Here is a 23837-nt window from a genome sequence, read left to right on the forward strand (position 1 = left end):
ACGATCGGCACATTAGGTTCGCACGGCACCCAACCACCTTTTTTTCGCAGAGCAGAAATAGTTGGTGGCACGACAATCAACAGGAGGTATCGAGATCATGCCGCCTGGGCGGTTTCGGGCCAGCGAATCCATTCTCCTAGAGGGTGATATCGAGGGCGTTGAGTATGCCGGCCGACGTATCGATCAGTTCGTTACCGTCGGCGCGACCCTGACAAACTGCACGTTCAGCGAGACAGCGATCGCGCACGTTCAGTTTGGGTCAGGAACGAAGCAGACGATCTTCCGCGACTGCAGGTTCTCTGCTGTATGCCTGAACATGGACGTGGGGGGCAACTGCCGGTACGAGCGATGCGTCTTCGAGCGGGCCACCTTCAGAAGCTGGATGTGTATGGCTGTCGAACTGATCGATTGCAGGTTCACGGGGGAGATTGAAGATTCAATCCTGAGCGCCGCGGTGCCCCCTTCATTGGCAGCAATGGTTGGACGAAACACGAACGAGCTCCGCAGGAACGACTTCTCGAGAGCGTCGCTGAAGAACACAGTTTTTCGGGGCGGGGTTGACTTACTGGATCAGTCGCTTCCGAGCGGACCCGGATGCATACTGATCAGAGAGCCGGTCGCGGTGCTTCGGGCGGCCAAGGCTGCTCTGCATGAACAGGCGGAGGGCCAGAGGAAAGATGCGGCCGCGCTCCATGCCGTCTTCGGAATGTGGGAGATGGAACTGGAGCTTGGGCAACGGCAGCTCTGGGTACAGAGGTCCGATCTGGACGCGATCGTTGGCGACGTGGTCGCGGGAAATCTGTGGGACGCCCTTGCTGCCGCCAACGGAACGAGCAGCTAAAGGTGCTGATCGGGACTCCACCGACCTCGCGCGGTACCGGCCCTCGCTCCCCCAGCACTTGATTGGAATGACCTCCGTGTCTTTGCAGATCCGGGGCACTTTCATCAGATGTGCTGAGCAGCGTGGGTGACCGAGGGGCCCGCGTGCGGAGGAGCACGGGCTTTTGTCATGGTGCGGGGCGAGCGGGTAGCGTTGGGCCTGCATCGCGGGGCGGAGCCCCTGTTTTTGGAGCGGGCGTGCGGGCATTCTCTCGTTGCGAGGACATCCGGGCAAGTTGATTTGGCGTGTGTTGGCGCAGGAACGTGCGCGGGCGGCCGTGGCGTCGCAGAACGCGTTTTCATGTGGACGCGCAAAGCGGTGCGGGCGCTCCTGGCGGGGTCGGGCAGGGGCGGCGAGCCCCTGCCACGCGCGGCTCGGTGCGCGTGAGCGCGCGGGTGCGGGGCCAGGCCAGCTGTGCACAGGTCGGGTGATGGACCGCCGCTTGCTAAGCGGTTGGCGCCGAAAGGCGCGGGGTTCGAGTCCTCTGCCATCCGCCTGGAGTGCCACGCGACGAGGCGTCGCCCCCGGTTGGAAGCCGGGCGGGCCCTTCACCGGGCTGGGGTTCGAGTCCCCGACACTCCGCTTCTCGCCCTGCCGCCGGGGCGGCCTCCCCGACCGCCACCGGCGGCCGCAGGGCGATGTTCAGCACAAACTCTCCGCTGTGCACGCGCCGGATCGCGCGCCCCAGCGACTCCACGTCCCAGCCGCGGTAGGTGGCCCCCCACACCCCCGCCTCCATCACGCGGTCAAACTCGTCGGGGGCCATCGCCACCGCGTGCACCAGGACCTTCGACTCGGGGCTGACCTCCGCCAGCCGGCTTGTCAGTGCCGCGGCGTCCAGCCCCGGCATCGTCGGGTCGAGGACGACCACGTCCGGCCGCACCACGCGGCACACCCGCTCCACGTGCGTTGGCGTCCCGAGCAGGGCCATCACCTCGATCCCGTGCCCCGCATCCAGCCCCCGCCCGACCGCGGCCAGCACCTCCGGGCAGCAATCAACGAACACAACACGCACGAGCGCAGCAGTGCTCATGTGGATCTCCAGTGAATCAGGTTGTGCACGCAGGCCGCCGCTCCCCGCGGTCGGCCGGTTGACCTTCCAGGCGCGGGTCCCCACCCACGCCGACCTCCAAGCCTGAGCCGTCAGTATCCCCGGCCCCGCCGGGGTATTCAAGTGAAAAAAGCCCGGAATCACAAGTAAAACACCCCAAAGCACTTAGGAAAACACAGCGGGCCCGGCAGTGGTCTGCCGGGCCCGCGTCAGAAGCTGAGTGAGGGGAGGAACAGTTACTGCTTGGGCGCGGGGGCGGGCTCCGGCGCGGCTGGGGCCTCAGGGGCGGGCGGAGCGTCCGCCTTGGGCTCCTCGGGCGCGGGGTTGTTCTTGGCCGTTTCCTTCGCCCGGGCCGTGGCGTCCAGAACGTCCTTGCTGGGCAGGATCATCTGGCCCAGGAAGCCCTTCATCGCCGCCTGCATCTGCCCGGCGACCATCTCTTCCCGCTCGGGCAGGATCAGGGTGGAGAAGCCCACGACCTTGTTGTTGGCGTCGAAGATCGGCAGGCCCTCATCGCCGCCGACGACAATGCCCACCGACGGCATGATCAGCGTGCGGGGCTTGGTGACGGTGGCCGTGACGAAGCCCTCGCTGAGCATGGGGGCGCGGTCGAAGAACTTGCCCATGAGCGAGACGGCGTACAGCACCTCGCCCGTCTTGGGCTCGGCGCTCTGGGCGAAGTCGATGAACGCGTAAGGAGTCTTGGGCGCCTCCTCGACCTGGAGCCACGCGAGGCCGAGCTCGGTGTCGCGGGCGAGGAACTTGGCGCTCACGCCCTGGGTGTCATCACCGACGAGGATCTTGATGTCGGTGGGGGTGGGCACGCTCATGCCCATCCGCGCCATCAGGCCGCCGAAAGGCTTGTTGGAGCAGATGACCAGGCCGCTCGCGTCCATCATCGCGCCGGTGGTCTCTTCCTCCTGCTCACCCTCCTCGCTCTTGAGCACGAACTTGATGGTGACGATGGCCGCGGACCGCTCCGCGGCGATGCGGCTGCCCGGCGTGGCCGTGGAGGGCTGGGCCGGAGTGGCGGGGGTGGGGTCCGCCGCGATGGCGGGCGCGCCGACCAACGTAGTGCCGGCGAGCAGGGCGAGAACAGCGGCGGACAAGAGCTTCGACACGGTGCATCTCCAGAAAGCGTGCAGGAACCTGAGAACGCGCCAACACGGTAGCGGGTTTCACTTCTTCTCGGTGGACTCACCCTTGGCGGGCGCACCCTCGGCGGCGGCGGGCGCACCCTCGGTCTTCTTCTCGCCCTTCTCGCCAGTAACGACCGGCTTCCACTCGGGCTCCGCGAACATGAAGTACGTGCGGTTGCCGCGGAGCACGCCGAAGGTGACGCGCTCGGGCTGTGCCTTGGCGATCTCGGCCATGGCCTTGCGGAACGAGTGGATGTCCTTGATCTCGTGCTGGTTCACCTTCTGGATGAGGTCGCCATAGCCGATGCCGGCCAGGCCCGCCCATCCCGCGTCCTCGACGTTCTCCACCAGCACGCCGTTGACGGAGTCCTCCCACCGGTTGTCGTCGCGATCGAAGAAGGTCAGCTCCCGGACGGAGAGCTCGAAGTCCTTGTTCTGCTCCTTCAACGCCTCGCTGGGCCCGATCCGCGTGCGCTCGAGCGGCACGCTCAGCTCGATGGTCTCGCCGTTGCGGAGGACCGCGAGCGTGGCCTTGTCGTTGCCGCCCAGCTGCCGGATCTTGCGCTCCAGCATGCCCGACTCCTGGATGGAGCGCGGGGCCATCTTGTCGCCGTTGATGGCGGTGATGACGTCGCCCACCTGCAGGCCGCTCGTGTACGCGAGCGTGCCGGGGTACACGCGGGTCACGCGGAAGCCCAGCGTGCCCTCGTGGCCGAGCTGCTTGGCAAGGTCGCGCAGCACCGGCTGCGTGGCGATGCCGATCCAGCTCTTGGGCACCTCGCGAGGTGGGTCCTGCGTCTTGTCCGGACGCGGCTTGATGAGCGTCACCTGGTTCTTGCCGCGACGGTCGAACTCGATCAGCACGAACTCGGGGATCGGCTCGCCCGACATGATCTTCTTGTACACCTCCACGGCCTGTTCGAGCGTCTCTACCGGCTTGCCGTCCACCGTCTTGATGATGTCGCCATAGGAGAGCGCCGGCTCCGCCTGGGATGCAGGCCCGCCCGAGCGCAGCCCAGTCACGATCGCGCCTTTGGTGGACGCGAGCTGGCGGTCCTTCGCCATCTTCTCGGTGATCTGCGACAGGCTGACGCCCCACATGCGGAGCGCGGTCTGGTCGCCCCGCTCCTTCAGAAGCTTCTCGGTGACGAGAGTGGTGGTGGCCTTTTCGCCCCCTCGGCTGTACTCCACGCTCATCTTCGTGCCCACGGGCTTGCTCGAGATCATCCGCACGAACGTGGGCACTTCCTCCGCGAACTTCACGGTCACGGGCTTGCCATCGAGGGCCGTGATCAGGTCGCCCGCCTTCAGCCCCGCCTTGTCGGCCGGCGAGTCCTTGACGACGGAGTTGATGAACACACCCTCCTTGAACTCCGAGCGCTTGATGGGCTTGAGGGCGATGCCCACCTGCGAGCGGACGACCTCGCCCTTGTCGATGAGCTCGCGGGCGACGTCGCGGGCGAGGGCCGCGGGGATCGCGAAGCCCATGTTCTGCCCGCCCAGTGCGTTGACGCCGATGACCTCGCCTCGCAGGTTCACCAGCGGGCCGCCGGAGTTGCCGTGGTTGATGTTGGCGTCGTGCTGGATCCAGGAGGTGAAGAGGCCGGTCCGCCCGGCGTCAAACTCCATCTCCTCGACCTCGTCCCCGCCCATGCCGCTGGTGAATACGCGCTCGGTGTTGCTCACGATGCCCAGCGTGACGGAGCGGGACAGCGCCAGCGGCGAGCCCATGGCCATCACGTAGTCGCCCACCATCAGCTTGTCGCTGTCGCCGAAGCTCGCGTAAGGCAGCGGGCCCTTGTAGGAGCCGGGGTCGATCTTGAGCACCGCGAGGTCGGTCAGCGGGTCCTCGCCCACCATCGTCGCGGGCAGCTCGGTCCGGTCCGCGAGCGTGACGCGGTACTTCTTGCCGCTGTCGGTCACGTGCTGGTTGGTGAGGATGTAGCCGTCGGGCGAGATGATCGTGCCCGAGCCGATGGAGCCGCCCTTGGTCTCCTTGCCGCCGTAGTAGTTGACGGTGATGACCGAGATATTCACGAGCGCCGGGAAGACCTTGTCGCGGGCCTGGCTGACAACCACCCGCATCTCCTCCCGCAGGCTGTCGGCCCGATTCATGGCCGCCTTCTCGCCCGAGCCCCCGCCGCTGCGGGTCGACGGCTGATCGTTCTGCTGAGGGTCCTTGTGCGACACCGCACCCTGCGCGGCCGGCGTCCGCTGCTGCGAGCAGCCGCCCGCAAGCAGGGCCAGCAGCAGGGCGGGGGCGATCAGGGTCCGGAGTGGCGCGGTGCGGAGGGCCTGGGGCATCAAAGTCTCCTCGCCCCCGAAACCGGGAGCGGCAATTGCGTTGAGTGTTCAGGGAGCGGGTCTGGGTGGTTAATACCCCCCGCCCCCGGAAAGGTTCACGGGAGAGGATAGTGGAAAACGGTCGAGGGCCGGAGTTTCCCCTGCCAGACCGGCGACCGCCCCACTGAAAGTGTGGCGCTGGGCAGCCCTTGTGAGCGGATTGTGGGGCAACCTACCGGCAAGTCACCCCGCCCGCCGCCCTTGCCGGAGCCCGCGGACGGTGTACGATTGTGGCGACCTTGGGGTATGGTGTAACGGTAGCACGACTGACTCTGACTCAGTTAGTCTAGGTTCAAATCCTAGTACCCCAGCTTTCCGGCATGCAGCGGGCCTCGTGCCCCAGCGTGCCAACCCACGCCACGTTGCGACCTTGCGGCGAACCGGCCAAGAGCCGGGCGTGGTCGCTTGTGCCGGTGTGTGCCCAGTCGAGCCCCGAGAAAGGCACGATAAAGGCACCATTGATGCTGCGGCATCCTAGAGGGACGTTCCTCGACATCATGCCGTCCTCGTGAGGCTGGGCAGCGCGCTCATTGCGGCGCTCAGCGGCAGCAGCGCCTCGTCCGCGTACACCTCGGCCGTCAGCTTGATGTCCCGGTGCCGCATGATCCGCTGGGCCACCGCCATGGGCACGCTGCTCGTGACCAGCATGGTGGCCAGGGAGTGGCGAAGGCTGTGCAGGACCACCTTCCGCCCGCGCCCGTCGGCCTCCTCGATCCCAGCCGCCTTGAGGTCCGCCCGGAACTCCTCCATCAACGGGATCGCGTCGAAGACGGGGTCCTCGTCCGACCGCTCGCCCCGGCTTGCCTGGAGGGCGGCGACGACCTCCGGCACCAGCGGCACCGCTTCCGCCCTGCCGCTCTTGGTGAGGCTTGGGGGCAGCTCGACGTGGGCGTTGGCGACCTCCAGGTGCAGGTGGCCGTGGGTCAGCGCCGCAGCCTCTGACCGCCGCAGGCCGGTGTAGACGAGGAACAGGTAGCAGGTGCGCCTCGGCTCGGGCGCTGCCCCCAGCAGGCGCTTGATCTCGGGCACCGACAGCGCCCGCCTCGTCTTGTCCCCCTTGACGGCGCTCTTCGGCACAAGCTCGCAAGGGTTGGCCTCCATGACCCGCTGGGTCACGCACCAGGCGAAGAAGGCGCTCAGGTCCGCCCGGTGGGCGTTGACGGTCTTGGGGCTGAGCCCCTCGTCGTGCAACCGCCGGAGGTAGCCGGACACGCTCCGCTGCGAGCACATGGTCAGGTTGGCCCACCTCTGCTCGGTCGCCGCTCGCTCCAGGTGCTTGCGGACGTTGTACACGTACATCCCGTCCCGCCCGCGCCGCCGCAGGTCGGAGATGTAGTCGCTGACGTGGCTGAGGTACGGCTTGCGGGCCTCGCGGGGGTCGGCGTGCAGCACCCCGGCCTTGACCTTCTCCGCCGCCGTCTCGGCGTCCGAGAGCATCTTCTGGGCGACGCTCTTGTCCTTCGCGCCCGCCTTGCGCACCCGCTTCCCGGTCGCGTCCACGTAGTCCAGCCACCACTTCCCATCGCGCTCGTACAGCCGTCCCATGGTTCATCCCTTTGTGCTTTGTGCCGTCCGTTCCTAGACGGATGAGGGGCTTGACATGCCGAGGGTTCAAGCCGCGCAACCGCGCGACTTCGATGTTCACGCGGCCTTCTTCTTTTTCTTGGGAGTGCTCGGGGAGGGGGGGAGGGGGGGTTGTGTGTCCCCCCCACACCCCCCCAGAGGCTGAAGGCTCTGGGGGTGAGGGGTACTCGGGCACCCCCCTCCCCCAGTACTGAACCGGTGGGGCTGATTTTGGTGCTGGTGCCTAGTGATGTAGCCTTGCTCCTCGGCCAGCTTCAGAAGTGCTGTAGCGTCCGTCTTTGACACCCGGTCCTTGTACGCGCGGCTGAAAACCTCCTCGCGAATGACCGGTTCCGGTCCGACATAGCGGGATGCGAACGTCTCGGCAGTCAACGCCTGAGAGGCCTTGCTTGGCGGTGCCTTTTCGCGCGTGCGCTTCCCCTTCAGGAGTGACTCGGGGTCGAGAGTCGTGTCCCTGCACCAGCGCCCTCCCTCGAACCTCGCCACGAACGCGGCCATAGGTGGATACGAGCGGAGAACCGCCTGTGCGACGACAAGCCCCTCCTCAATCTCGCGGAATACGAGGTGGCTGTCAGCGGCACGGGTCTGGGCCCCCCCCCCTGCGCCTATATCCGTGACCGACTTGCGCAGCTGGGTGCCCTTGGAGGTGTGGTGCACGACCACTACCGCCGCATCGAGGTGTGCGGCGATGGCGTCTAGGCAGTTGTACATCTCGCTCACCGTCGCGTTGGAGTTCTCGTCGCCGTCCCTGGGCAGCAGTCGGTAGAGCGGATCGAGGACGACGAGGTCGAAAGTTCCTGGTGGAAGCCTCAGCAGGAACTCCATGACCTGATGGATGTTGAGCAGCTTCCCCCGCAGGCGCATCACCTCGAAGTCGGCGGCCACCTTCTCCGGATCAACGTTGTTCTGTTGGCAGACCGTCTTGAGGCGGAACGCCAACGTCTCTGCGTGCAGCTCCACATCAACCAGGAGGGCGCGCCCTTTGCGTGCCCTGAAACCGAACCAATCGCCGCCAGTTGCGACCGACAAGGCGAGGGACTGCGCCGCCCAGGACTTGCCGATCTTCGGAGGTGCGACGACGTTGAACACCTCGCCGCGACGGAGCAGCCCATCAACAACGGGCTCCCGGAGCTTGGGGAAGGCACGGATGAGCCCGCTGATCGTCTCGATCACTGGAGCATTGGTCTCGACTGTTGAGCTGTGCGTGCCCCGGTCCCGAGCGGGGTGGTAACCGGGCTCGATAGCTCTCCGAAGGTCTGCCCACTTGAGGTCAGCTCCACGGTTGTGCATGTTCTTGTAGCTCGTCTTACCGGAGTCGCCCACGATCACCGCGATGTCGCTGCCGCTCTCGGAGACGCAGTCCGGGATCACAGGGCAGCGGTCCAGGTAGAGGAAGGTGGCGTCATCCTTCCGATTCTCACCGGTAACATTGACCCCGTGGCTGGTCAGGTACTCCCGCACACCGGCCGCATCGCGGGAGAACCGGTCAAGGCTGCGCGAACAGGATGGTGGGGTACTCTGCGCCCGCGCTGTGCACGGCGAGGCTGGCGCTAAGGCTTCCAGTTGTTCTCTGGTCACGGCGCGATTAGGAGCTTCCCTTGTGAGCAGCACCGCGCGGCGGTGGGGGCGTGCGGCGATTCCGTCGAAGCCCTGGAAGTCGTCACCCTTGCGGGCCAGCGTCCCTGGCACCTTCGTGATTCGGGATGGGTTTGCGACCGAGGTATCGATCGCTACGAGGGCGTCGTCGAACCTGCCGGCCAAGCTCTTGAGCACGCGCTCTACGAGCCCGGAGTCGTTCGCTGGAAGCTCGACTGGGTACAGCAGGTGGTGGCCGTTGCCGGACATCGAACGAACTGGGTCGGGCCACCCCCGTGCTCGAAGATACTCGGAGATCTCCGTGGCCTTTGCCCCTGCGGCGGCGAGCTCGCCATCAGTTGAGGAGGTCCCAGATGGCCGGCGTGGGTCACAATCGATGAGGACCCATCGCCGCTCGACGATCTGCGTGTCGGCTGTCGTAGTCGTTTGCTCCTTGAGCCGCTCAGCAGACCTGGCCAAGAGGTCCGGTGTGACTGGGTTGAGGCTCACATAGATTGCGGGCGCTCGGCCGCTGGCGTCTATTGTCGCGATCGCCTCCGTCGCCTTGTTGGCGGACTCGTATCGGAAGTACCCCCCGATCGTGCGCAAGTTGGGTGCGCACTTGGGTGCCCGGACCTCGAACACGTCCCCGGGCCTGTACATCAGCCTCAGGAATGCCTCAGTGTCAGCGTGGGGGGCGACGCGGGCCACTTCAGCTCTCCCCGCCCTGCGCGATGAAGCGGTCGATGCTCGTGCGAGTCACACGAACTGCCCGGCCAATCTTCACCGCGTCAAGCTGCCGCGCCGCGATCAACCTCCAGATGCTCCGGACCGAGCAGTTCAACTCAGCTGCCGCCTGCGTGACCGTTGCCAGCTTCTGATCAACCCTCGCCGGCTGTTTCGTACCGTCCATGGAGAGACTCCCGTGTGAGTGCCCCCCGCGCCCTGCGGTTGCCACACTTCACGGGAGGTTCTACGTGCACGCAGAGTGCACGACGAGGCACTTACCGGGACTTCTTCCCTTTGATGTTCGTTGATGCGCTTTGATGCGCTTTCGCTCGCCTTCTGGGCCGAAGATCGCGCGGGTCAATCTCCTTCAAACCCTGCCGCAGCGAGTTGGCGAACTCTGGGTAAACAGTGCAGACGCTCTCGACTTCAAACTGGAGACGCCCGCGCTGCTTCTGCCCTCTGATTGGACCCTTGCCGCCTTTCCAGCGTGAGCGGAGAGTCGCTGGCATGAGGCCGTCGTTGGTGGCGAATCGAATCCATCGTGCTGAGCGCCAGACCTCCTCGGGGCAGTCAGTAGAGGAGGAACCCAGGCCGTCGGGCTCCGGTACGCCCCCTGTAGCAATGTGCCGATCCCTCGCGAGCACCTGCACCTGCCCGAACCCCTTCTTCAGCTTCGCGTGCAGTTGTTCGAGCGGCTCCGCCTCGATCAACGTGTTCGGAATCAGAACAGCTGGCGTGAGTCCTAGCGCCAACTGCCGCAGTTCAGCGAGGTCAGCGGCAAGCTCTCGCATTGAGGTGAGAGCACTGTCGTCTCGGGCGGCGCGGACGAGTGGGATGACCTCGTCATGCAGGAGCGCTTCTGCTTCGATGATCAAGTCTTGCAATGCTGAGATTGGAGAACCGGTGACTTCGCCGCTGGCGACCACGCCGGTCAGGAGGAAGTCCTCGGTCGGTGTCTGAGGACGGGGAGGGTCACGCCCGGTCGCCTCCTCGAAGGCCCGGATGTCCTTTGGGGCTTTGGTCGAGTTCGCCTGGTCAGCCAGAGCCTGGATCAGCATGCCGCGCAGCTCGCGACGCTGACGACGCTCCTCGGCTACGTGCTTAAGGGAGCCGATTACTGTCTGGACGCGACCGTCGAGCCTTAGCCACTCAATGGACAGTCTGGTTAGGGGGAGCGGCAGCGGTTCGGACATCAACTAGATCGTAGCGAAAGCGCCCTCTCTTGAACGTTGCCAGTAACGGGAGTAGCCGGGTCAGGGGGTAGAGGCCTGACAGCGGGCGGGGTGCGCTCTACCGGAGACCACAGGTGTTCAAGCCAAAGTGAATGAAGGTACTCTGATTGAATGGCAGTCACCTGGCCGTTACAGCGTCGGTGGACCAATTGGGTGGAAGGCGGGATCGCAGGAACACTGTGGACGACCGCACTTTCTACTCGTCCGGTCGCCATTCTTCTGGGTGCAGCGGGTCTGGGGAAGTCGTTCGAGATCGAACAGTTGGCGAGAGCCGAAGAGGCACAGGGAAGGCGGATCGCCAGGGTCGAGCTCGCTACAGCAATGCCATTTCCCTCTGATCTACGTGCAGCGTTGGAAAAGGCTCTTGGGGAGGCGGGTCCGGAAGGTGCGATCTACATCGATTCCCTTGATGAGGCATTGGTGCCGCTGCCCACTGCAGCAGCGATAATCGAGGGGTGGATCAAACAGCTTCAGACAGCGCCGTTCATCCGAATCGCATGCAGGTCCGCAGTCTGGCCTAAGACGCTGCAGCGCGCGCTAGAACTGAAGTACTCGCCCGAAGCCGTGACCACCGCTGAACTTCAGCCGCTGAATGAGGAGGACATCACGAGCGTGTGTGCGGCAGAGAAGCTAGATGCGCAGGCGTTCCTCGCAGACCTGCGAAGTGTCGGGGCGATGACTCTGGCAGAACAGCCGCTCACACTTGCTCTATTGGTGGCAGAACACGCCGCAGGTGGCACTCTAACCTCGTCCAGAGCCGAGTTGTTTGATCGGTGCATCCGTCGACTGTGCACTGAAGCGGTAGAACGCCTGGAGCACGGGACCGCCACCTCGGTGCCTGTGCAAACGTTGATAGAAGTGGCCGAGCGTTTGGCTACATTCACAGTGCTGTCTGGGCGCGAAGTCATCACCTTGGACGATTCCGCTGACGGTGCAGTGCTGACTGCTTTCGAACTAGGTGGACTCCCTAGTGGATCATCGCCCCAAATCTCGTCTGCTCTACTCACCGCGACGCTCCGAACTGGTCTGTTCAGGTCGGCGGGCCTCCGCGCCTCGAGATTCCTTCACCGCCAATTCGCCGAGTTCCTGGCCGGGAGAAGGCTGGGAAATACACCGGCGGCCCAAGCCCGCGCACTCCTTGCAAGAGGCAACGGCTGGGCTTCGGGCGTTGCTGGTCCTCTACGGGAGACCGCCGCAAGCGCCGCCATGTTCAGCTCTGCGCTCGCGAGGTGGATCAGTCAAACTGACCCGGAGGTCGTCGGTCTGAGTGACATAGCAGACGAGAGGCTCAGGCGGGACGCCTTTCTATCTCTGGTGCAGGCCTATAGGGCACATCGTTTAACCGATGCACAGGTTCCACGCGACGATGTTTCGTTATTGGGGCTGAAGTATTTAGGTGCCGCCGATGACATCCGACCACTCCTTCAAGAAAGGGCACGGGGCGCGGAGGATCTCAACGCATTCCTAATCGAAGTTGTCGAGTCATGGGGCCTGGTGGAGCTCGCGGAGGAGCTGGCGGAGTTGGCACTCGACGAGCGCATCGCGCTCTCAACCCGAAAAACAGCAGCGTACGCCATTGCGAAGATTGCTCCTGCGCGAACTAAGCATCGCCTCAAGCCACTCATCATAACAGACAGTGATCCGGACTCGGAACTGCGAGGGATCGCACTGCGCTGTAACTGGCCGGGGAACCTCTCAACTGGCGAGTTGTTTGCAGCGCTCGCAGCCCCGAGACGAAGGTTCCATTTTGGCAGTGTCGAAGCGTTCATCCTCAGCCTGGAGAAGTCCGAGTTTGACGCTGCTGATGATCGGGTTGCTGGCCTTCATTGGGCCAAACCGGTGCTCTCGGACAGGATGCACTCGCACTCTGGCCAGGACCTTGCACGAAGAGTCGCTCGCGCCGCCATTGAAGAAGTAGACCGCCCGGAGGTACTCGCATCTTTGATCGAGCTGATCACTACTGCGGCAAGCCATCATGCTGATTCAGTGTTCTTTGAAGACACCGACAAAGAAGCCGCAGAGGGCATCCGCACTTGGTTGTCTACGAACTCGGATGCTAGAAGAGGCATTCTCACGGCTGTAGCACGAAGTGTGCAGGATGGGCATCCTTTCTGGGGGCTCAACCGGCAATTACCCGGCCTCATTGTGATCGATGACTTTCACTGGCTGCTTCAGGAGTCCCTCGACCCGAACAAGAAGGATCACGAGCGTCGGAATCTTGCGGAGCTCGCGTCATGGCTCCCATGGCAGAGTGCAGTCCCAACCCTCGAGGCGTGGCTCGGCGTACGTGAGCAGTGGCCGATTAGTGAGGTGATCAAAGCACCACTGTCTGTTGCTCTCGGCTCTGCTGAGGCGAAGCAAATGCGGGAATGGCATTATGCTGACAGAACCCCGCGAAGGCAGAAACGCCGGTCTTCAAAGCCTCCACAGCCCGAGCGAATACGGGAGCTTCTGAGACGTGCTCGCGAGGACCCGATGTGGTTCGGTACGCTCGCACGCGAGCTGGCCCTTGATGAATCGACCGGACAGTGGAGGTTCGAGCGAGTTATCGACCGCACGCCTGGATGGGCTGCCGCACCATCACCGGTGCGTGCCGAAATCGTCGACGCCGCCAAGCGGCGTCTTCTCGATCAGCGGGAGCCGCCCGATGCTGAGCGCGATATTGAGCTGAACTCTGTGCTCAGCGACGGAGCCATGGAGGCCATCTTCCTACTGCAGCGCGTCGAACGCGAATGGCTTAGTGGCAGGGAGAAGCCATGGTGGCAGCGTTGGTGCTGGTACATCCTGCGGGAACTGCGGATGAACCTGTATGGCGAATCGGAGCCCGAGAAGCAGGACATCCTCGAGATGGTTGTGCAACACGCAGGGGACTGTGTGCGGCGAGAGATCCAGAGGATGGCTGGCAGAGCGGGCGCAGAATCGCTACTGCAGAGCATACTTGAGGCATCGAAGACTATCGCGGACGAACACCTGGTCATCGACGTGGCGCGGATGATCCAGGACGACGCGCTGACCGGGGATGCGCTTACCATAACACTCTCCTTCATCCTGGAACAGAGTGATGGGTTCACTGACCTAGCAACGAGGCTCCTCGGTCCCAACCACGACGGCGACATTCGGGTGCGTGCAGCGGTGGCCCTGCTGGAATATCGCCCTGCTGAAGCGTGGGGAAAGGTCCTCGAGTTTCTGCGAAGCGGCGGCCCGTTAGCGAGACTTGCCGTCGGGAAGTACGCATACGGCGAGCGGCTGGAGCGATCCGCTACGTTGAGCACGCTCGGACCAGCGCGCGTGGGAGAGCTGTTGGATGTACTCTTCGTGCTCTTTCCTCCCGCCGAAGACCCGGAACACGAAGGGGCCCACGCAGTGACTGAACGCGACGCCGCAGTGTGGATGCGTGGGTCTCTGCTGAACTGGCTTAGCTCACAAGACTCTCACATTGCCGTTCAAGCGCTTCGAGCGCTCGAACTGCACCACGGGGAACGAAATCCGTGGCTTCGAAGACCCAGGGCGGAGGTCGAGCGCCGTTATCGACAGTCCAGGTGGACGCCAATCCCAACGAGAACGATCGCGTTGATCCTTGCTGACTCGACCACAAGGCTGGTGCGGTCCGCGCAGGATGTAGTGGACCATGTGGTTGAAGTGCTGCTGCAGTTCCAAGCGGGGCTTCAGAGTCAATCACAACCCGAAATTGAAGATCTCTGGAATACTCCACACGGTGAACCCCCGACTCCGAAGTTGGAAGAGCGCGTCTCGGACAAGATTCGTAACGCGATCGAAGCGGGGTTCGCGCCGGCTCGCGCCATTACCGCCAATCGTGAGGTCCAGATCCGGAAGAGGTTCGTGCCCGCATCGGCAGGCGGCGCGCCGGGCAGCCGACCGGACGTGGTCGTGAGCGTACCCGCGATCGGAACCGTAGACGGGGAGGGCGCGATCATCGTCCCCGTGGAGGTCAAGCGATCGATGAACCCAGAAGCTCGAACCGGGTTACGCGACCAGCTCTCGGGGAGGTATCTCGTTGAACTGGGTGCAGATCGAGGGATATTCGTGGTCGCCTTCTTTGACACTCCCGGACTCGCGCCGCCGCACAGGCCAGTCTGGTCGTCCATTGACGCCGCGTGGGCGGAGCTGGAGGACCAATCACGAACGATAGAGGCCGAATCTGGGGGTAATGTCCTCGTCACGCCGTTCGTTCTTGACGCGCGTCTAAAGTGATGAACCGTGTGTGGTCCATCGCCGGCCAGCGATTGCACCGATCACAGCCATTGGTGCGATATGGTCCAGGTACGTGGCGGTCGTGGTAATGCTCCGATGCCCGAGTTGCTTCGAGATGATGCCGATGTCCACCCCTTCCGCCCGGAGCTGGGCGGCGTGAGTGTGACGTAGGCCGTGAGGGTGCACCCGCTTGGTGATCCCAGCCTTTGCCCCAAGCTGCTGGAACATCCGGCGGACGTACCCTGAGCTGAGCGACGCACCGCCGGCGACACAGAAGATTGAATGCGCTGGGCCGAAACCCGCCTGTGCTCGCACCTCAAGCCAGATCGCGAGCACCGCCGCCCCACCAGGGTCGATACCAACGGTACGTGACCGGTCGCCCTTCCCGTGCAGCACTCGGATTGTGCCTGCCGCGAGTTCCACATCCTTTGGGTGGAGCGCAAGGGCCTCGCTCACCCGTAGCCCCGCTCGATACAGGACCGCGATGAGAGCGCGGTTCCGCAGGCCGGTAGGGGTGGAGGGGCAGGCGTTCAGGAGGCGGAGCACCTCGTCGTTGGTGAGCACCTCGGCAGGCAACCGACGCTTGGGCTTAGCGCGGCGGGCAATGGGGCTGACGCTGGCAGACATACGCGGGGCCTCCTTGGGACCGGGCCTGTCTTACCTCGCGCCGGCAGCATGGTTCAAGTCGGGCCCGGCCAAGGAAAGGAATGGTCCCTAGTCGATGCGCGACTGTGACGCACCTCGAAGGTGCCTGCACGTCAACCGCTGTCGTGCCCAGTCTGATCTCCGTCAGTCATGGTAAAGTGCGGCAAATGGCCGACAAGAAACACCATGCGACAGCCCTTGGGAACAATCTACGACTAATCGGGCGATTCGATGAGGAGACGTGGTCGAGCATCTCCGAGCCACAGCTGAGCGCATACGACAGAACCCATGACCTGTGTGTCCTTGCCCGGGAGGTGTCTCGGCTCCCTCTTGAGCACCTGCCATCGTGGATGCTGCCGTCACTGAGTGAGCGTACGACACGATTCGTTGCGGACTTCAACGAGTTTGTTCAGGCGAGAAAGAGCTACCACGACACAGGGCAGAGCCACTTCGCTGAACAGGCTGACAGGCTCGCACCGACTATCACTGTCGAGGCGGAAAGCCTGTTCCGAGATCTCCTTCCTCCCCTTGGATTCCTTGGCCTTCAGAGGGCAAAGCTCGCGGATGTTCAGCATCGCGCGAACGAATCGGTGCAGGCGCTTCACACGCTGAGCGAGAACTGGAACGGCATCCTGGAGACGCAGGTGCGGGCTCTGGACACGATGCGGAATGAAACCCGGGCATTGACACAAAGCTTGCAAGAGGCGGCGGCCGAGCATGGTGTAGCACGCTTCGCGGCCCGTTTTCACCACATCGCGAACGACCACGATCAGGGCGCGGCCAAGTGGCTGTGGACAGCTGTATTGTGCGGGAGCGGCGCAATCGTTGCCGCCTTCTGCTTCTATGCGGTCTCAGAGGTGAAGGGACCCCTCGCGAACATCGAGAACGCCTATCTATTCACTACCCGCATCGTCATCATCGGCTTGCTGGTGCTTGCCGCCACCTACTGCGCGGGCATGTTCCGGGTCCGCGCTCACCTTTCAGAGATCAATCGTCACCGTGCGGCCGCTTTGGACACATTCAAAGAGTTCGTCCTCAGCACTCATTCGACTTCCGAACGCGATGCCGTGCTGAAGGCAACGGTGCGGACCATCTTCTCTCCGGTGGTGACCGGGCTGGTAAACTCGCGGGACGAGAAGGCGAACAACGAGTTCAATGGGCTCGTGCAAGCACTGCTGAACCGGAAGGACTAATGTGTTCGTCCAAAGCAACAAACTGGCCGCCTACCCTACCACAACAAAGGAGACCTCCATTTGGCGCGATCTTCCCTCTCTAACTTCCCTCTATCTCAGCTCGAGGCCGAACTCCAGCGCCGCCGTCAGGCCGCCGGCCCCCTTCAACGCAAGCGCGAGAGGCTGTTGACCAAGCTCGCCCAGATCGAGAAGCAGATCCAGGCACTCGGCGGGGAGCTCGACGAGCCCCGTCGGGGCCGTGGCGGTGCCATCCCTGGCCGCCGCCGCGCCCGGAACGAAAAGCCCCTACCCGAGGCCCTGCACGAGGTGCTCAAGGGGAAGACCATGGGTATCGCGGAGATCGCCGAAGCGGTGCAGAAGGCTGGCTTCAAGACACACAGCAAGAACTTCCGCGTGATGGTCAACATTGCCCTGACCAAGCACCCCAAGCTGTTCAAGCGGGTTGGGCGCGGTCAGTACACGACGAAGTGACCGACCAATGCATGTGGCACGCCCTCGGCTGATCCTTGCGGCCGCGATCTTCGGACTCGCGGGAGCGACGTTCGGGTGGTGGCGGTTGCGCACGCACCCCGGTTACGAGTCCGTAGTTCTGCCGTTCACGCTGCTGGGGCTCCTCCTGCTTCCCGTGATCATCGTGAGCGGCCGGCGGAAGGAACCTCGGGAGCGGTAGACTGCCGGTATGGAGTCAGGCCACCCCGGCGTAGCCGAAGCCATCCTCGCCACCTTGCGCGAGCACCACCAGCTCTCGATCGGGGTCGTTGGTATTGAGTACCCCGGCGTGGGGCAGGTGTGGCGCATCGATGCCAGCAACGCCGCCGGCGAACGGTGGACAGTCGAGCACGCCGACTACTACAGCGCGTGCGTTGCACTGGCGGAGCTGGTTGGCTTCGATCTGGAGGAGTGACCCTGCTCAGGGCTTCGCGCTAGTCGCCAGCCGTCCCTGAGCCCACTTCCGCCACTCCTCCGTCTCACCCCTGAGCGCGATCTCCGCGAGCATCTTCTTCGTCTCGGCATCGCTGCGACCGGTGCGGACCTGGATGCGGGTCAGCGCCTGCATCGTGGCGATGTGCTCGGGGTAGACCTCCAGAGCGGTGCGGTAGGTGTCGATCGCTTCCTCTGTGCGCCCGGCCACCTCCAGAGTGAGGGCGAGGTTCATCCGGGGGTCCGGGTGCCCTGGCATCAGCTTCTTGGCCCACTCAAACTCCCCGGCCGCCTCGTAGAGCTTGCCGCGCTGAAGCAGGAGCGTCCCGAGGTTGTTGTGGGCGGGGGCGTGGTACAGGTCAGCGCCGAGTGCGCGCCGGAGCAGGTCCTCGGCCTTGGCCGGATCGGAGTCGATCACGGCCACCGCTTCCTGGTTGAGACGATCCGCCTCAGTGGGATTCCGCTCCGCCTCCGACACGCCCGCGTAAGGGCTGCCCGGCTTGGAGGACGAGCACCCGCCGAGCAGAGCGGCAACGACCAGCATGGAGGCGACGAGGTTACGGATTGCCATTGGTGCGTTCCTTCGCATCGGTCGTGGCCGCGAACACTGTCTCAATGAACAGCGCCGCCCGCAAGGGCTTCTGGCCGCCCTTGGCCTGGTTGCTGGTGGGGGTGAGGTCGATAGTGCTCACGGTCCAGGCAGGCTCGGCGGCGCGCCACTCCTGGAGGAAGCGTCCGAGTTCGGGCAGCGTGATCGGGTCAAGGGTGAGGCGGACGGCCGTGCGGCGGTAGTTGATCCCGGTGCCGGTCCCGATGCCTGTCTCCACCTCGGGCGTGACGTTCTGCAAGGTGCCCTGGCTCAGACCGGTGACAGCGACCACCTGTGCGATGCGTGAAGCCAAGCCCGGCGCGGGTCGGGACCGCCGCGACTCGACAGGGGCGCTGGCGCGGAGGCGATCGAGCTGCGTCGCCTGGTCAGCCACAACGGTGAGGGCATCGGCCGCCTCGGTCGCCTGTTCCAAGGCCGCGACGTACCGCTGGGCGCTCCAGCCGATAAGGGCAGCTCCGAAGAGCGCACTCAGGATGGGAAGCACGCGGCTCATCGGCGTGCCTCCTCGTTGCGCCGGAGGCTCAGGGTCACCCGGGTCACGCCAGCAGTCGTGGAGAGCCGTGGCTCGTCCAGACTCCAGCCTGCGGGGGCCTTCAACGCTGCGAGCAGCGGCCGGGCATCGCCCTCGACAGAGAGGTTCAGGGTGATGGTCCGCGCGCTGATGGAGACGGCGCTGGCATCGCACTCCACGCCCTGAGGCCAGGCGGAGAGAAGCCCGGCAAGGGTGATGGAAGCGTCGCTTGGGGTGAGCGGCTGGTTGGGCTTGGTGGAGGCGCTGAGCACCTCCAGCTCCTTCCGCAAGGCGTCCTGTGTGCCTGCGCGGGTCGCCTCTTTCAACACGGTCGCGGTCGCCTCAGTCGCGGCACCCGCATGCTCCGACAGCTGAGCGGCACGCCTGAGCAGCCCCACCGAGATCAGCCCCGAGCAAAGGAGGATCGACGCCGCAAGCAGCATCGAACGCTGCGACCGCTCCCGGCGGAGTAGGCGGGGCTCGAACTCACCCACCAGCATCTCGGGCGAGACCGAGCCCAGCCCATCAGGCACCGTGTCGGACCGCAGCGAAAGCACGCCATCGGGAAGCCCTGACAGGTCCTCTCGCCGAGCGGCGCAGACCAGGAGTTGACCTCCTTCGACGGGGACTCCAACGGCGTGCACCTCATCCACGCTGATCGGCAGCTCGTCCTGGAGAACGGGCGCAAGCCCCGCAGGCAGCACGCCCGCGCGGACACCGGGCGCATCCAGCCCCGCCCAGAAGAACCGCTCGGCTGGCCACACCTGCGCGGTCATGGCGTTGCCCCCTGGTTCTTGAGTGTGAGCATCTGCATGCCACGGCCGTTCTGGATCGAGACAATGTCGGCGGCGATCCGGGCCACCTTCCTGCCCTGCACATCCTCGCCAGCCGCGACCACTTGCACCTTGTTAGTCTCGGGGTCGTACAGCACCGCCTTGTAGGAGTCGCCCTCCTTCAGGATGCCGATCAGCTGTACCTTAAGCGGCGGCGTTGGTGCGGGCGGGGGCGGCGCTGCGGCCTCTTTGATGGGCTCGGCCACGGTCCACACAGGCGTCTGGAAGGCGGCGAGCTCCAGGGGCGGTGCTGGCGTTTCGGCGGGTGCGGCCGCGCTTGCGAGCGTCGGGCTTTCAGGAGCATCCAGGGTTGGGAGGTACAACGCCCAGCCTGCGGCCACGAGGATCGCCAGCCCAGCCAATAGCGCCACTCGCCGCGTCGAGCGGCGAGAAGCCACAAGCGGGTCAGCGGTGGGGGAGGGCTCAGCCATCGAGCTCCTCCATCGCCTCTATGACGCGCGAGACCTCGGCCATGCTGGTGATGCCCTGGCGGGCGAGTACCGCGCCAGCGTCCTTGAGCGGGACCATTCCCTTCCTCACGGCAGCCGCCTTCAGGTCCGTGGCTGAGAGCCGCTGGCCGACCATGTCCCGGAGCTCGGCATCGAGGACAAGGAGCTCGAACACCCCCATCCGCCCCCGGTAGCCGGTGCCCAGGCACTCGGGGCACCCCTCGCCCATGCACGGCGGGTGGACGCGGCGGACCAGCCGCTGAGCGAGCACCCCTGAGAGGGAGGACGAAACCAGGAACGGCTCCACGCTGAGGTCGATCAGGCGCGCTACCGCGCTGGCGGCGTCGTTGGTGTGGAGGGTGGAGAGCACCAGGTGGCCCGTGAGGGACGCCTGCACCGCAATCCTGGCGGTCTCCTCGTCGCGGATCTCGCCCACCATGATCACATCCGGGTCCTGCCGCAGGATGTGTCGGAGGCCGGTGGCGAAGGTCAGCCCCTTCTTCACGTCCACCTGCGTCTGGCTGATGGCGAGCCCAGCGCCGGAAAGGTCGTACTCCACCGGATCCTCGACCGTCATCATGTTCAGCTCGCAGCCGCGAGCCTTCGCGCCGGCGTTCACCGCGCTGATATGTGCAAGCGTGGTGTAGAGGGTGGTGGTCTTGCCGCTGCCGGTTGGTCCGGTTGAGAGCACGATCCCGCTAGTGCGGTCCACGAGGCCCAGGTAGCCACGCTCCACCGCCCCAGGCATTCCGAGCCCGCTAAAGGCTTGGAGGTGGGGGGATCGGCTGGGGTCGAGCAGGCGGATGACCACGCGCTCGCCGTAGGTGCTGGGGAGCGAGCTGACGCGGAGGTCGATCCGGCGACCGCTCTGGCCCTTGGAGCCGCCGATGCTGACCGAGGCGCGGCCGTCCTGGGGCGCACGCTGCTCGGCCACATCCAGTGACGCCATGACCTTGATGCGGCTGACCACAGAAGCCGCGAGGGCGAGGGGCAGCTCGCGGACCGTGTGGAGCACCCCGTCGAGCCTGTACCGCACCAGGGTCTTGCCCCGCGCGGGCTGCACATGCACGTCGCTGGCAGAGCGCTGGAGAGCCTCAAAGAGCACCAGGTCCACGAGCCGCACGGCTGGTGCCTTGCCGCTGGTGTTCAGCAGGTCCGATTCGGCATCGCGGAGCGCCAGTCTGAGGTCCGCCTCGATGTCCTCGGTCCCGTCCACCTGCACGATCGGCGAGTCAGCCGTGCTGACCGGCCGCTCGTCCTGAGCCTCCGGCCGGTACGCCTTGTCGATTGCGGCCGCAAGCGCTTCGGGGTCAGAGAGGATGGCGCGGGTAGGACGCCGGAGCAGGACCCCGACATTGAAGACGGCCGTGGGTTTGGTCTGTGCAGTGACGTGCAGCTGCTCGATGCCATCCTCAATCCCGGCGCTCAGGACAAGGTGCCGGCGGGCGAAGTCATGGCTCACCAGCGACAGGAACTCGCGGCTGGGCTGCGCCGGGCGAGCTGCTGCCCCTTCGAGTGTCGGCTTGAGCTCGACCACGCTCATCGGATCACCCGTGGCTTCACTTCGGGGAAGCCGTCGCTGACGCGGGCCTTCTCGGCCTCGTTCGCGGAAATGTACTTGAGGTCCTCGAAGCTGGTGCTCCGCAGCACCGACGCCTTGATGAACACGAAGAACCGCGTGCGGCTGTCGTTGTTGTTGCGGGTCTTGAAGAGCTCGCCCAGAACCGGGATGGCTCCAATGCCCGGGATACGGGACTCGCCCTTGCTGTCGGTGATCAGGTCCAACCCGCCCACAACAACTGTGTGGCCGTCGGGGATGCTGGCTACCGAGTCCACGGCGTTCTCCTGCTTGGGGGGTGGAAGGCCGGCCGTCGTGCTCGCGCCCACGAAGCTGCTCAGCTTGATGCTGTAGGTCAGGACGAGGTGGTCGCCCTGGGCGATCTGGGGCTTGACAGAAATCGTGGTGCCGGCGTTCTCCGTGCCGCCATACGAGAAAGTGGAGTCGTTGCTGCCTGTGCGGGTCAGCTGCTGGACGGGCTGCTGGAGCGTGCTGCTGAAAACCGCCTTCTCGTTGTTGGACACGAGGACCTTTGGGTTGCTAACCGAGCGGCCCTTGTTGAGGGTCTCAAGCGCCCGCACGATGATCGAGAACTCACCGGGGTTGAGGACGGCACCGGTGAAGCCGGCCGCGTCGCCAACCGTGCGTGCCGCAGCACCACCTGTTGACAGGCCGAACAGCGACGAGAGCCGGGCGGAGGCGTTGCCGATGCTGCCGATGCGCTCGAGCTCCGCGCCTAGGGAGAGCGCCTCGGACTCGGTAAGGCTGACGAGCTGCACTTCCAGCATGACCTGGGGTTGGCGCACATCGAGGGAGACAAGGAGGGACTCAAGCTGGCTCAGCAGTCTGGGTTCCCCAATCGCAATTAGGGTGTTCGTGGGCTCGTCGGCGGTGAGCGAGAGTGGAGGACGTTGAGCTGTGTTGGTTACCTGAGCGCGTGGGCCAGACTGCGGGAGAAGCGTTGAACTCCCGGCGGATGATGTTCCGGGCGGGAGCTGGGGTGCGCGTGGCGTGGTCTGGGAGGAGCCCGCCGACACCTCGGCGCGGGAGGTGCCTGCGGCATCGGACTCGAGCGCGCCGGCCGCGATCAGCTGCTGGAGGGTGCCGAGCACCTCGACCACGGGGCGGTTCTTCACCGGGAACGAGCGGACAGGCATGGGCGTCTGCTCGGCGCTGTCGATCCGCGCCATCAGTGCGGCAATGCGCTCGTGCTGTGCAGCGGTGGCGGTCACGATCAAGCTGCTCGTGAGGTCGTCGATAACCGTCTGGAACCGGTCGTCCGTGAGGCCCACCGCGCCAACTGGGTTGGCTGTTGCCTGTACCAGCGTGGCTATGTCCTTGGCCGAGTAGTATCGCGGGGAGTAGGTGACCGTTTCCAAGGGCTCGCGTTTGTCAAGCTGACCAATGAGGTCCAGCCATGATTGCAGCGACTGCGGCTGGGCCAGGACCAGAACCGTCCCCGATTCGGACCCCACCAGCACCTCTCCAAGGAGCTTCCGCCCACCTGCCGACTCTCGCTTCACGTTGACCTGTGTGGCTGCCGCAACGACCACCGGAGCGGCGGTGTGCTTCAGCTGCACCGGGGTCAATGTGAGTGCGTCAGGCGTATCCAGCCGCTCCAGCAGGCCCTCGAGCTCTCTGACCCTAGTGGTGAAGTCACTGAGCGTGATCATGGGACTGTCACCAATGACAGAAGCTACGCCTGCTGGTCTGCTCAGAAAAGGTTTGATTCCCTCAGCTAACACCTTTGCAGATTGGTGCTTAGCAGTGATGACCACGGTGGTGAAGCCCGCCGCATCGGCCCCGTTGATGGATGCATGCGAGGCGGCCTGCTCTAGCTTTATGATGGAAAGTCCTGAGCTCCCGGGTGTCCTAATCGAAGTCAAGCCACGGGACGCGAGCACCTCAACCATGAGCTCCTGCACTTGAGTTGCACTCAAGGGTCCTGGGACCCGCAGGGTGACATTCGCCTCTAGATCGGAAGGGTTGTAGTGCACCTGGTAACGGTTGACCTCAGCGGCGAGGTCCACAAGGCGGGAGAGCTTGAGAGTTTCCGGGACATGAATCCCTTCTCCACCCCTGTCTTGCGCAAATACTCGCCAGGACAGGAGAAGCGTAACCAGGGCGGGGGCACATCGGCGAACGAGTGACATCGTGGCCAGAGTACTGTCCCGGGCGTTCTGCGCCGAGTCGATGTTGGTGGTCCCTCTTCCCCGTCTAGAAGAAGGCGAGCTATTTTGGCCGGTCCTGACGCGGCTGCACCGAACAGCACGGGATTCCAGAACCCTTGCAAGCTGGGCTGAGTGGTGGCAAGCAAGCACCCTGAGGTTGAGCATCTAGGCTCAACCTCGTTCTTCTACGAGCAGGTGTGG

19 protein-coding genes and 1 tRNA gene are annotated in these 23837 nt (G+C 64.7%); 6 read left to right on the top strand and 14 right to left on the bottom strand.

Going from position 1 to position 23837, the window contains the following annotated elements; genetic code table 11:
• Positions 1-64: 64 nt before the first annotated feature.
• Complete coding sequence (locus VD997_17395) at positions 65-841, top strand: hypothetical protein (protein HYE63771.1); 777 nt, start codon at positions 65-67, stop codon at positions 839-841.
• 484 nt (positions 842-1325) lie between these two features.
• On the opposite strand, the gene VD997_17400 is transcribed toward VD997_17395, so the two are convergent.
• From VD997_17400 to VD997_17410, 3 genes are all read right to left on the bottom strand, one after another.
• Complete coding sequence (locus tag VD997_17400) at positions 1326-1913, bottom strand: hypothetical protein (GenBank protein ID HYE63772.1); 588 nt, start codon at positions 1911-1913, stop codon at positions 1326-1328.
• Positions 1914-2167: 254 nt separating this feature from the next.
• On the bottom strand, positions 2168-3052 hold the full coding sequence (locus VD997_17405; GenBank protein ID HYE63773.1) for a serine protease: 885 nt from the start codon (positions 3050-3052) through the stop codon (positions 2168-2170).
• Between the two features lie 57 nt (positions 3053-3109).
• Positions 3110-5374 carry a PDZ domain-containing protein gene (locus VD997_17410; protein HYE63774.1) on the bottom strand — a complete coding sequence of 755 codons (2265 nt, stop codon included), beginning with the start codon at positions 5372-5374 and terminating at the stop codon, positions 3110-3112.
• 279 nt (positions 5375-5653) lie between these two features.
• Between VD997_17410 and VD997_17415 the strand changes: the two genes are divergently transcribed.
• A tRNA-Gln gene (locus VD997_17415) sits at positions 5654-5724 on the top strand.
• 184 nt (positions 5725-5908) lie between these two features.
• On the opposite strand, the gene VD997_17420 is transcribed toward VD997_17415, so the two are convergent.
• The 4 genes from VD997_17420 to VD997_17435 all read right to left on the bottom strand — a co-directional run bounded on the left by VD997_17420 (position 5909) and on the right by VD997_17435 (position 10494).
• Positions 5909-6958 carry a site-specific integrase gene (locus VD997_17420; GenBank protein ID HYE63775.1) on the bottom strand — a complete coding sequence of 350 codons (1050 nt, stop codon included), beginning with the start codon at positions 6956-6958 and terminating at the stop codon, positions 5909-5911.
• A gap of 96 nt (positions 6959-7054) precedes the next feature.
• Complete coding sequence (locus VD997_17425) at positions 7055-9283, bottom strand: AAA family ATPase (GenBank protein ID HYE63776.1); 2229 nt, start codon at positions 9281-9283, stop codon at positions 7055-7057.
• Position 9284: 1 nt separating this feature from the next.
• Entirely contained in the window at positions 9285-9485 is a 201-nt protein-coding gene (locus tag VD997_17430; protein HYE63777.1) for a helix-turn-helix domain-containing protein, read from the bottom strand.
• A gap of 91 nt (positions 9486-9576) precedes the next feature.
• A complete protein-coding gene (locus tag VD997_17435) occupies positions 9577-10494 on the bottom strand; it encodes a hypothetical protein (protein HYE63778.1) in 918 nt (305 codons plus the stop codon).
• A gap of 150 nt (positions 10495-10644) precedes the next feature.
• Here VD997_17435 and VD997_17440 point away from each other — a divergent pair, with 150 nt between their 5' ends.
• The gene (locus tag VD997_17440) at positions 10645-14745 is read left to right on the top strand and encodes a hypothetical protein (protein HYE63779.1); all 4101 of its coding nucleotides are present in this window, start codon (positions 10645-10647) and stop codon (positions 14743-14745) included.
• Here the strand turns inward: VD997_17440 and VD997_17445 are convergent.
• Positions 14737-15372: a site-specific integrase gene (locus VD997_17445; protein ID HYE63780.1), complete on the bottom strand. Its 636-nt coding sequence runs from the start codon at positions 15370-15372 to the stop codon at positions 14737-14739. The genes VD997_17440 and VD997_17445 overlap by 9 nt on opposite strands.
• A gap of 368 nt (positions 15373-15740) precedes the next feature.
• Between VD997_17445 and VD997_17450 the strand changes: the two genes are divergently transcribed.
• The 3 genes from VD997_17450 to VD997_17460 all read left to right on the top strand — a co-directional run bounded on the left by VD997_17450 (position 15741) and on the right by VD997_17460 (position 17487).
• Positions 15741-16583: a hypothetical protein gene (locus VD997_17450; protein ID HYE63781.1), complete on the top strand. Its 843-nt coding sequence runs from the start codon at positions 15741-15743 to the stop codon at positions 16581-16583.
• A gap of 60 nt (positions 16584-16643) precedes the next feature.
• Complete coding sequence (locus tag VD997_17455; protein ID HYE63782.1) at positions 16644-17054, top strand: hypothetical protein; 411 nt, start codon at positions 16644-16646, stop codon at positions 17052-17054.
• Positions 17055-17262: 208 nt separating this feature from the next.
• On the top strand, positions 17263-17487 hold the full coding sequence (locus tag VD997_17460) for a hypothetical protein (GenBank protein HYE63783.1): 225 nt from the start codon (positions 17263-17265) through the stop codon (positions 17485-17487).
• A 6-nt stretch (positions 17488-17493) separates the two neighbouring features.
• Here VD997_17460 and VD997_17465 read toward each other — a convergent pair whose 3' ends face one another.
• The 6 genes from VD997_17465 to VD997_17490 are packed head-to-tail and all read right to left on the bottom strand — an operon-like array spanning position 17494 to position 23138.
• Entirely contained in the window at positions 17494-18075 is a 582-nt protein-coding gene (locus VD997_17465) for a tetratricopeptide repeat protein (GenBank protein HYE63784.1), read from the bottom strand.
• Positions 18062-18607, bottom strand: coding sequence for a hypothetical protein (locus VD997_17470; protein HYE63785.1), 546 nt, complete (start codon positions 18605-18607; stop codon positions 18062-18064). The genes VD997_17465 and VD997_17470 overlap by 14 nt, the downstream gene beginning before the upstream one ends.
• A complete protein-coding gene (locus VD997_17475; protein HYE63786.1) occupies positions 18604-19401 on the bottom strand; it encodes a hypothetical protein in 798 nt (265 codons plus the stop codon). Before VD997_17475 ends, VD997_17470 begins: the two co-directional genes overlap by 4 nt.
• Entirely contained in the window at positions 19398-19889 is a 492-nt protein-coding gene (locus VD997_17480; protein ID HYE63787.1) for a hypothetical protein, read from the bottom strand. The genes VD997_17475 and VD997_17480 overlap by 4 nt, the downstream gene beginning before the upstream one ends.
• Positions 19882-21450, bottom strand: coding sequence for a GspE/PulE family protein (locus VD997_17485; GenBank protein HYE63788.1), 1569 nt, complete (start codon positions 21448-21450; stop codon positions 19882-19884). Before VD997_17485 ends, VD997_17480 begins: the two co-directional genes overlap by 8 nt.
• The gene (locus tag VD997_17490; protein HYE63789.1) at positions 21447-23138 is read right to left on the bottom strand and encodes a secretin N-terminal domain-containing protein; all 1692 of its coding nucleotides are present in this window, start codon (positions 23136-23138) and stop codon (positions 21447-21449) included. Before VD997_17490 ends, VD997_17485 begins: the two co-directional genes overlap by 4 nt.
• Between the last annotated feature and the right edge of the window lie 699 nt (positions 23139-23837).

The sequence above is a fragment of the Phycisphaerales bacterium genome (genome assembly GCA_035627955.1).
GTDB lineage: Bacteria > Planctomycetota > Phycisphaerae > Phycisphaerales > UBA1924 > JAEYTB01.

Bases quoted from the DNA above. Each gene is read 5' to 3' on its own strand.
- VD997_17475 (HYE63786.1), bottom strand. From the start codon at position 19,401: ATGACCGCGCAGGTGTGGCCAGCCGAGCGGTTCTTCTGGGCGGGGCTG.
- VD997_17420 (HYE63775.1), bottom strand. From the start codon at position 6,958: ATGGGACGGCTGTACGAGCGCGATGGGAAGTGGTGGCTGGACTACGTG.
- VD997_17490 (HYE63789.1), bottom strand. From the start codon at position 23,138: ATGATCACGCTCAGTGACTTCACCACTAGGGTCAGAGAGCTCGAGGGC.
- VD997_17430 (HYE63777.1), bottom strand. From the start codon at position 9,485: ATGGACGGTACGAAACAGCCGGCGAGGGTTGATCAGAAGCTGGCAACG.
- VD997_17465 (HYE63784.1), bottom strand. From the start codon at position 18,075: ATGGCAATCCGTAACCTCGTCGCCTCCATGCTGGTCGTTGCCGCTCTG.
- VD997_17480 (HYE63787.1), bottom strand. From the start codon at position 19,889: ATGGCTGAGCCCTCCCCCACCGCTGACCCGCTTGTGGCTTCTCGCCGC.
- VD997_17410 (HYE63774.1), bottom strand. From the start codon at position 5,374: ATGCCCCAGGCCCTCCGCACCGCGCCACTCCGGACCCTGATCGCCCCC.
- VD997_17450 (HYE63781.1), top strand. From the start codon at position 15,741: ATGCTGCCGTCACTGAGTGAGCGTACGACACGATTCGTTGCGGACTTC.
- VD997_17485 (HYE63788.1), bottom strand. From the start codon at position 21,450: ATGAGCGTGGTCGAGCTCAAGCCGACACTCGAAGGGGCAGCAGCTCGC.
- VD997_17435 (HYE63778.1), bottom strand. From the start codon at position 10,494: ATGTCCGAACCGCTGCCGCTCCCCCTAACCAGACTGTCCATTGAGTGG.
- VD997_17440 (HYE63779.1), top strand. From the start codon at position 10,645: ATGGCAGTCACCTGGCCGTTACAGCGTCGGTGGACCAATTGGGTGGAA.
- VD997_17460 (HYE63783.1), top strand. From the start codon at position 17,263: ATGGAGTCAGGCCACCCCGGCGTAGCCGAAGCCATCCTCGCCACCTTG.
- VD997_17445 (HYE63780.1), bottom strand. From the start codon at position 15,372: ATGTCTGCCAGCGTCAGCCCCATTGCCCGCCGCGCTAAGCCCAAGCGT.
- VD997_17400 (HYE63772.1), bottom strand. From the start codon at position 1,913: ATGAGCACTGCTGCGCTCGTGCGTGTTGTGTTCGTTGATTGCTGCCCG.
- VD997_17470 (HYE63785.1), bottom strand. From the start codon at position 18,607: ATGAGCCGCGTGCTTCCCATCCTGAGTGCGCTCTTCGGAGCTGCCCTT.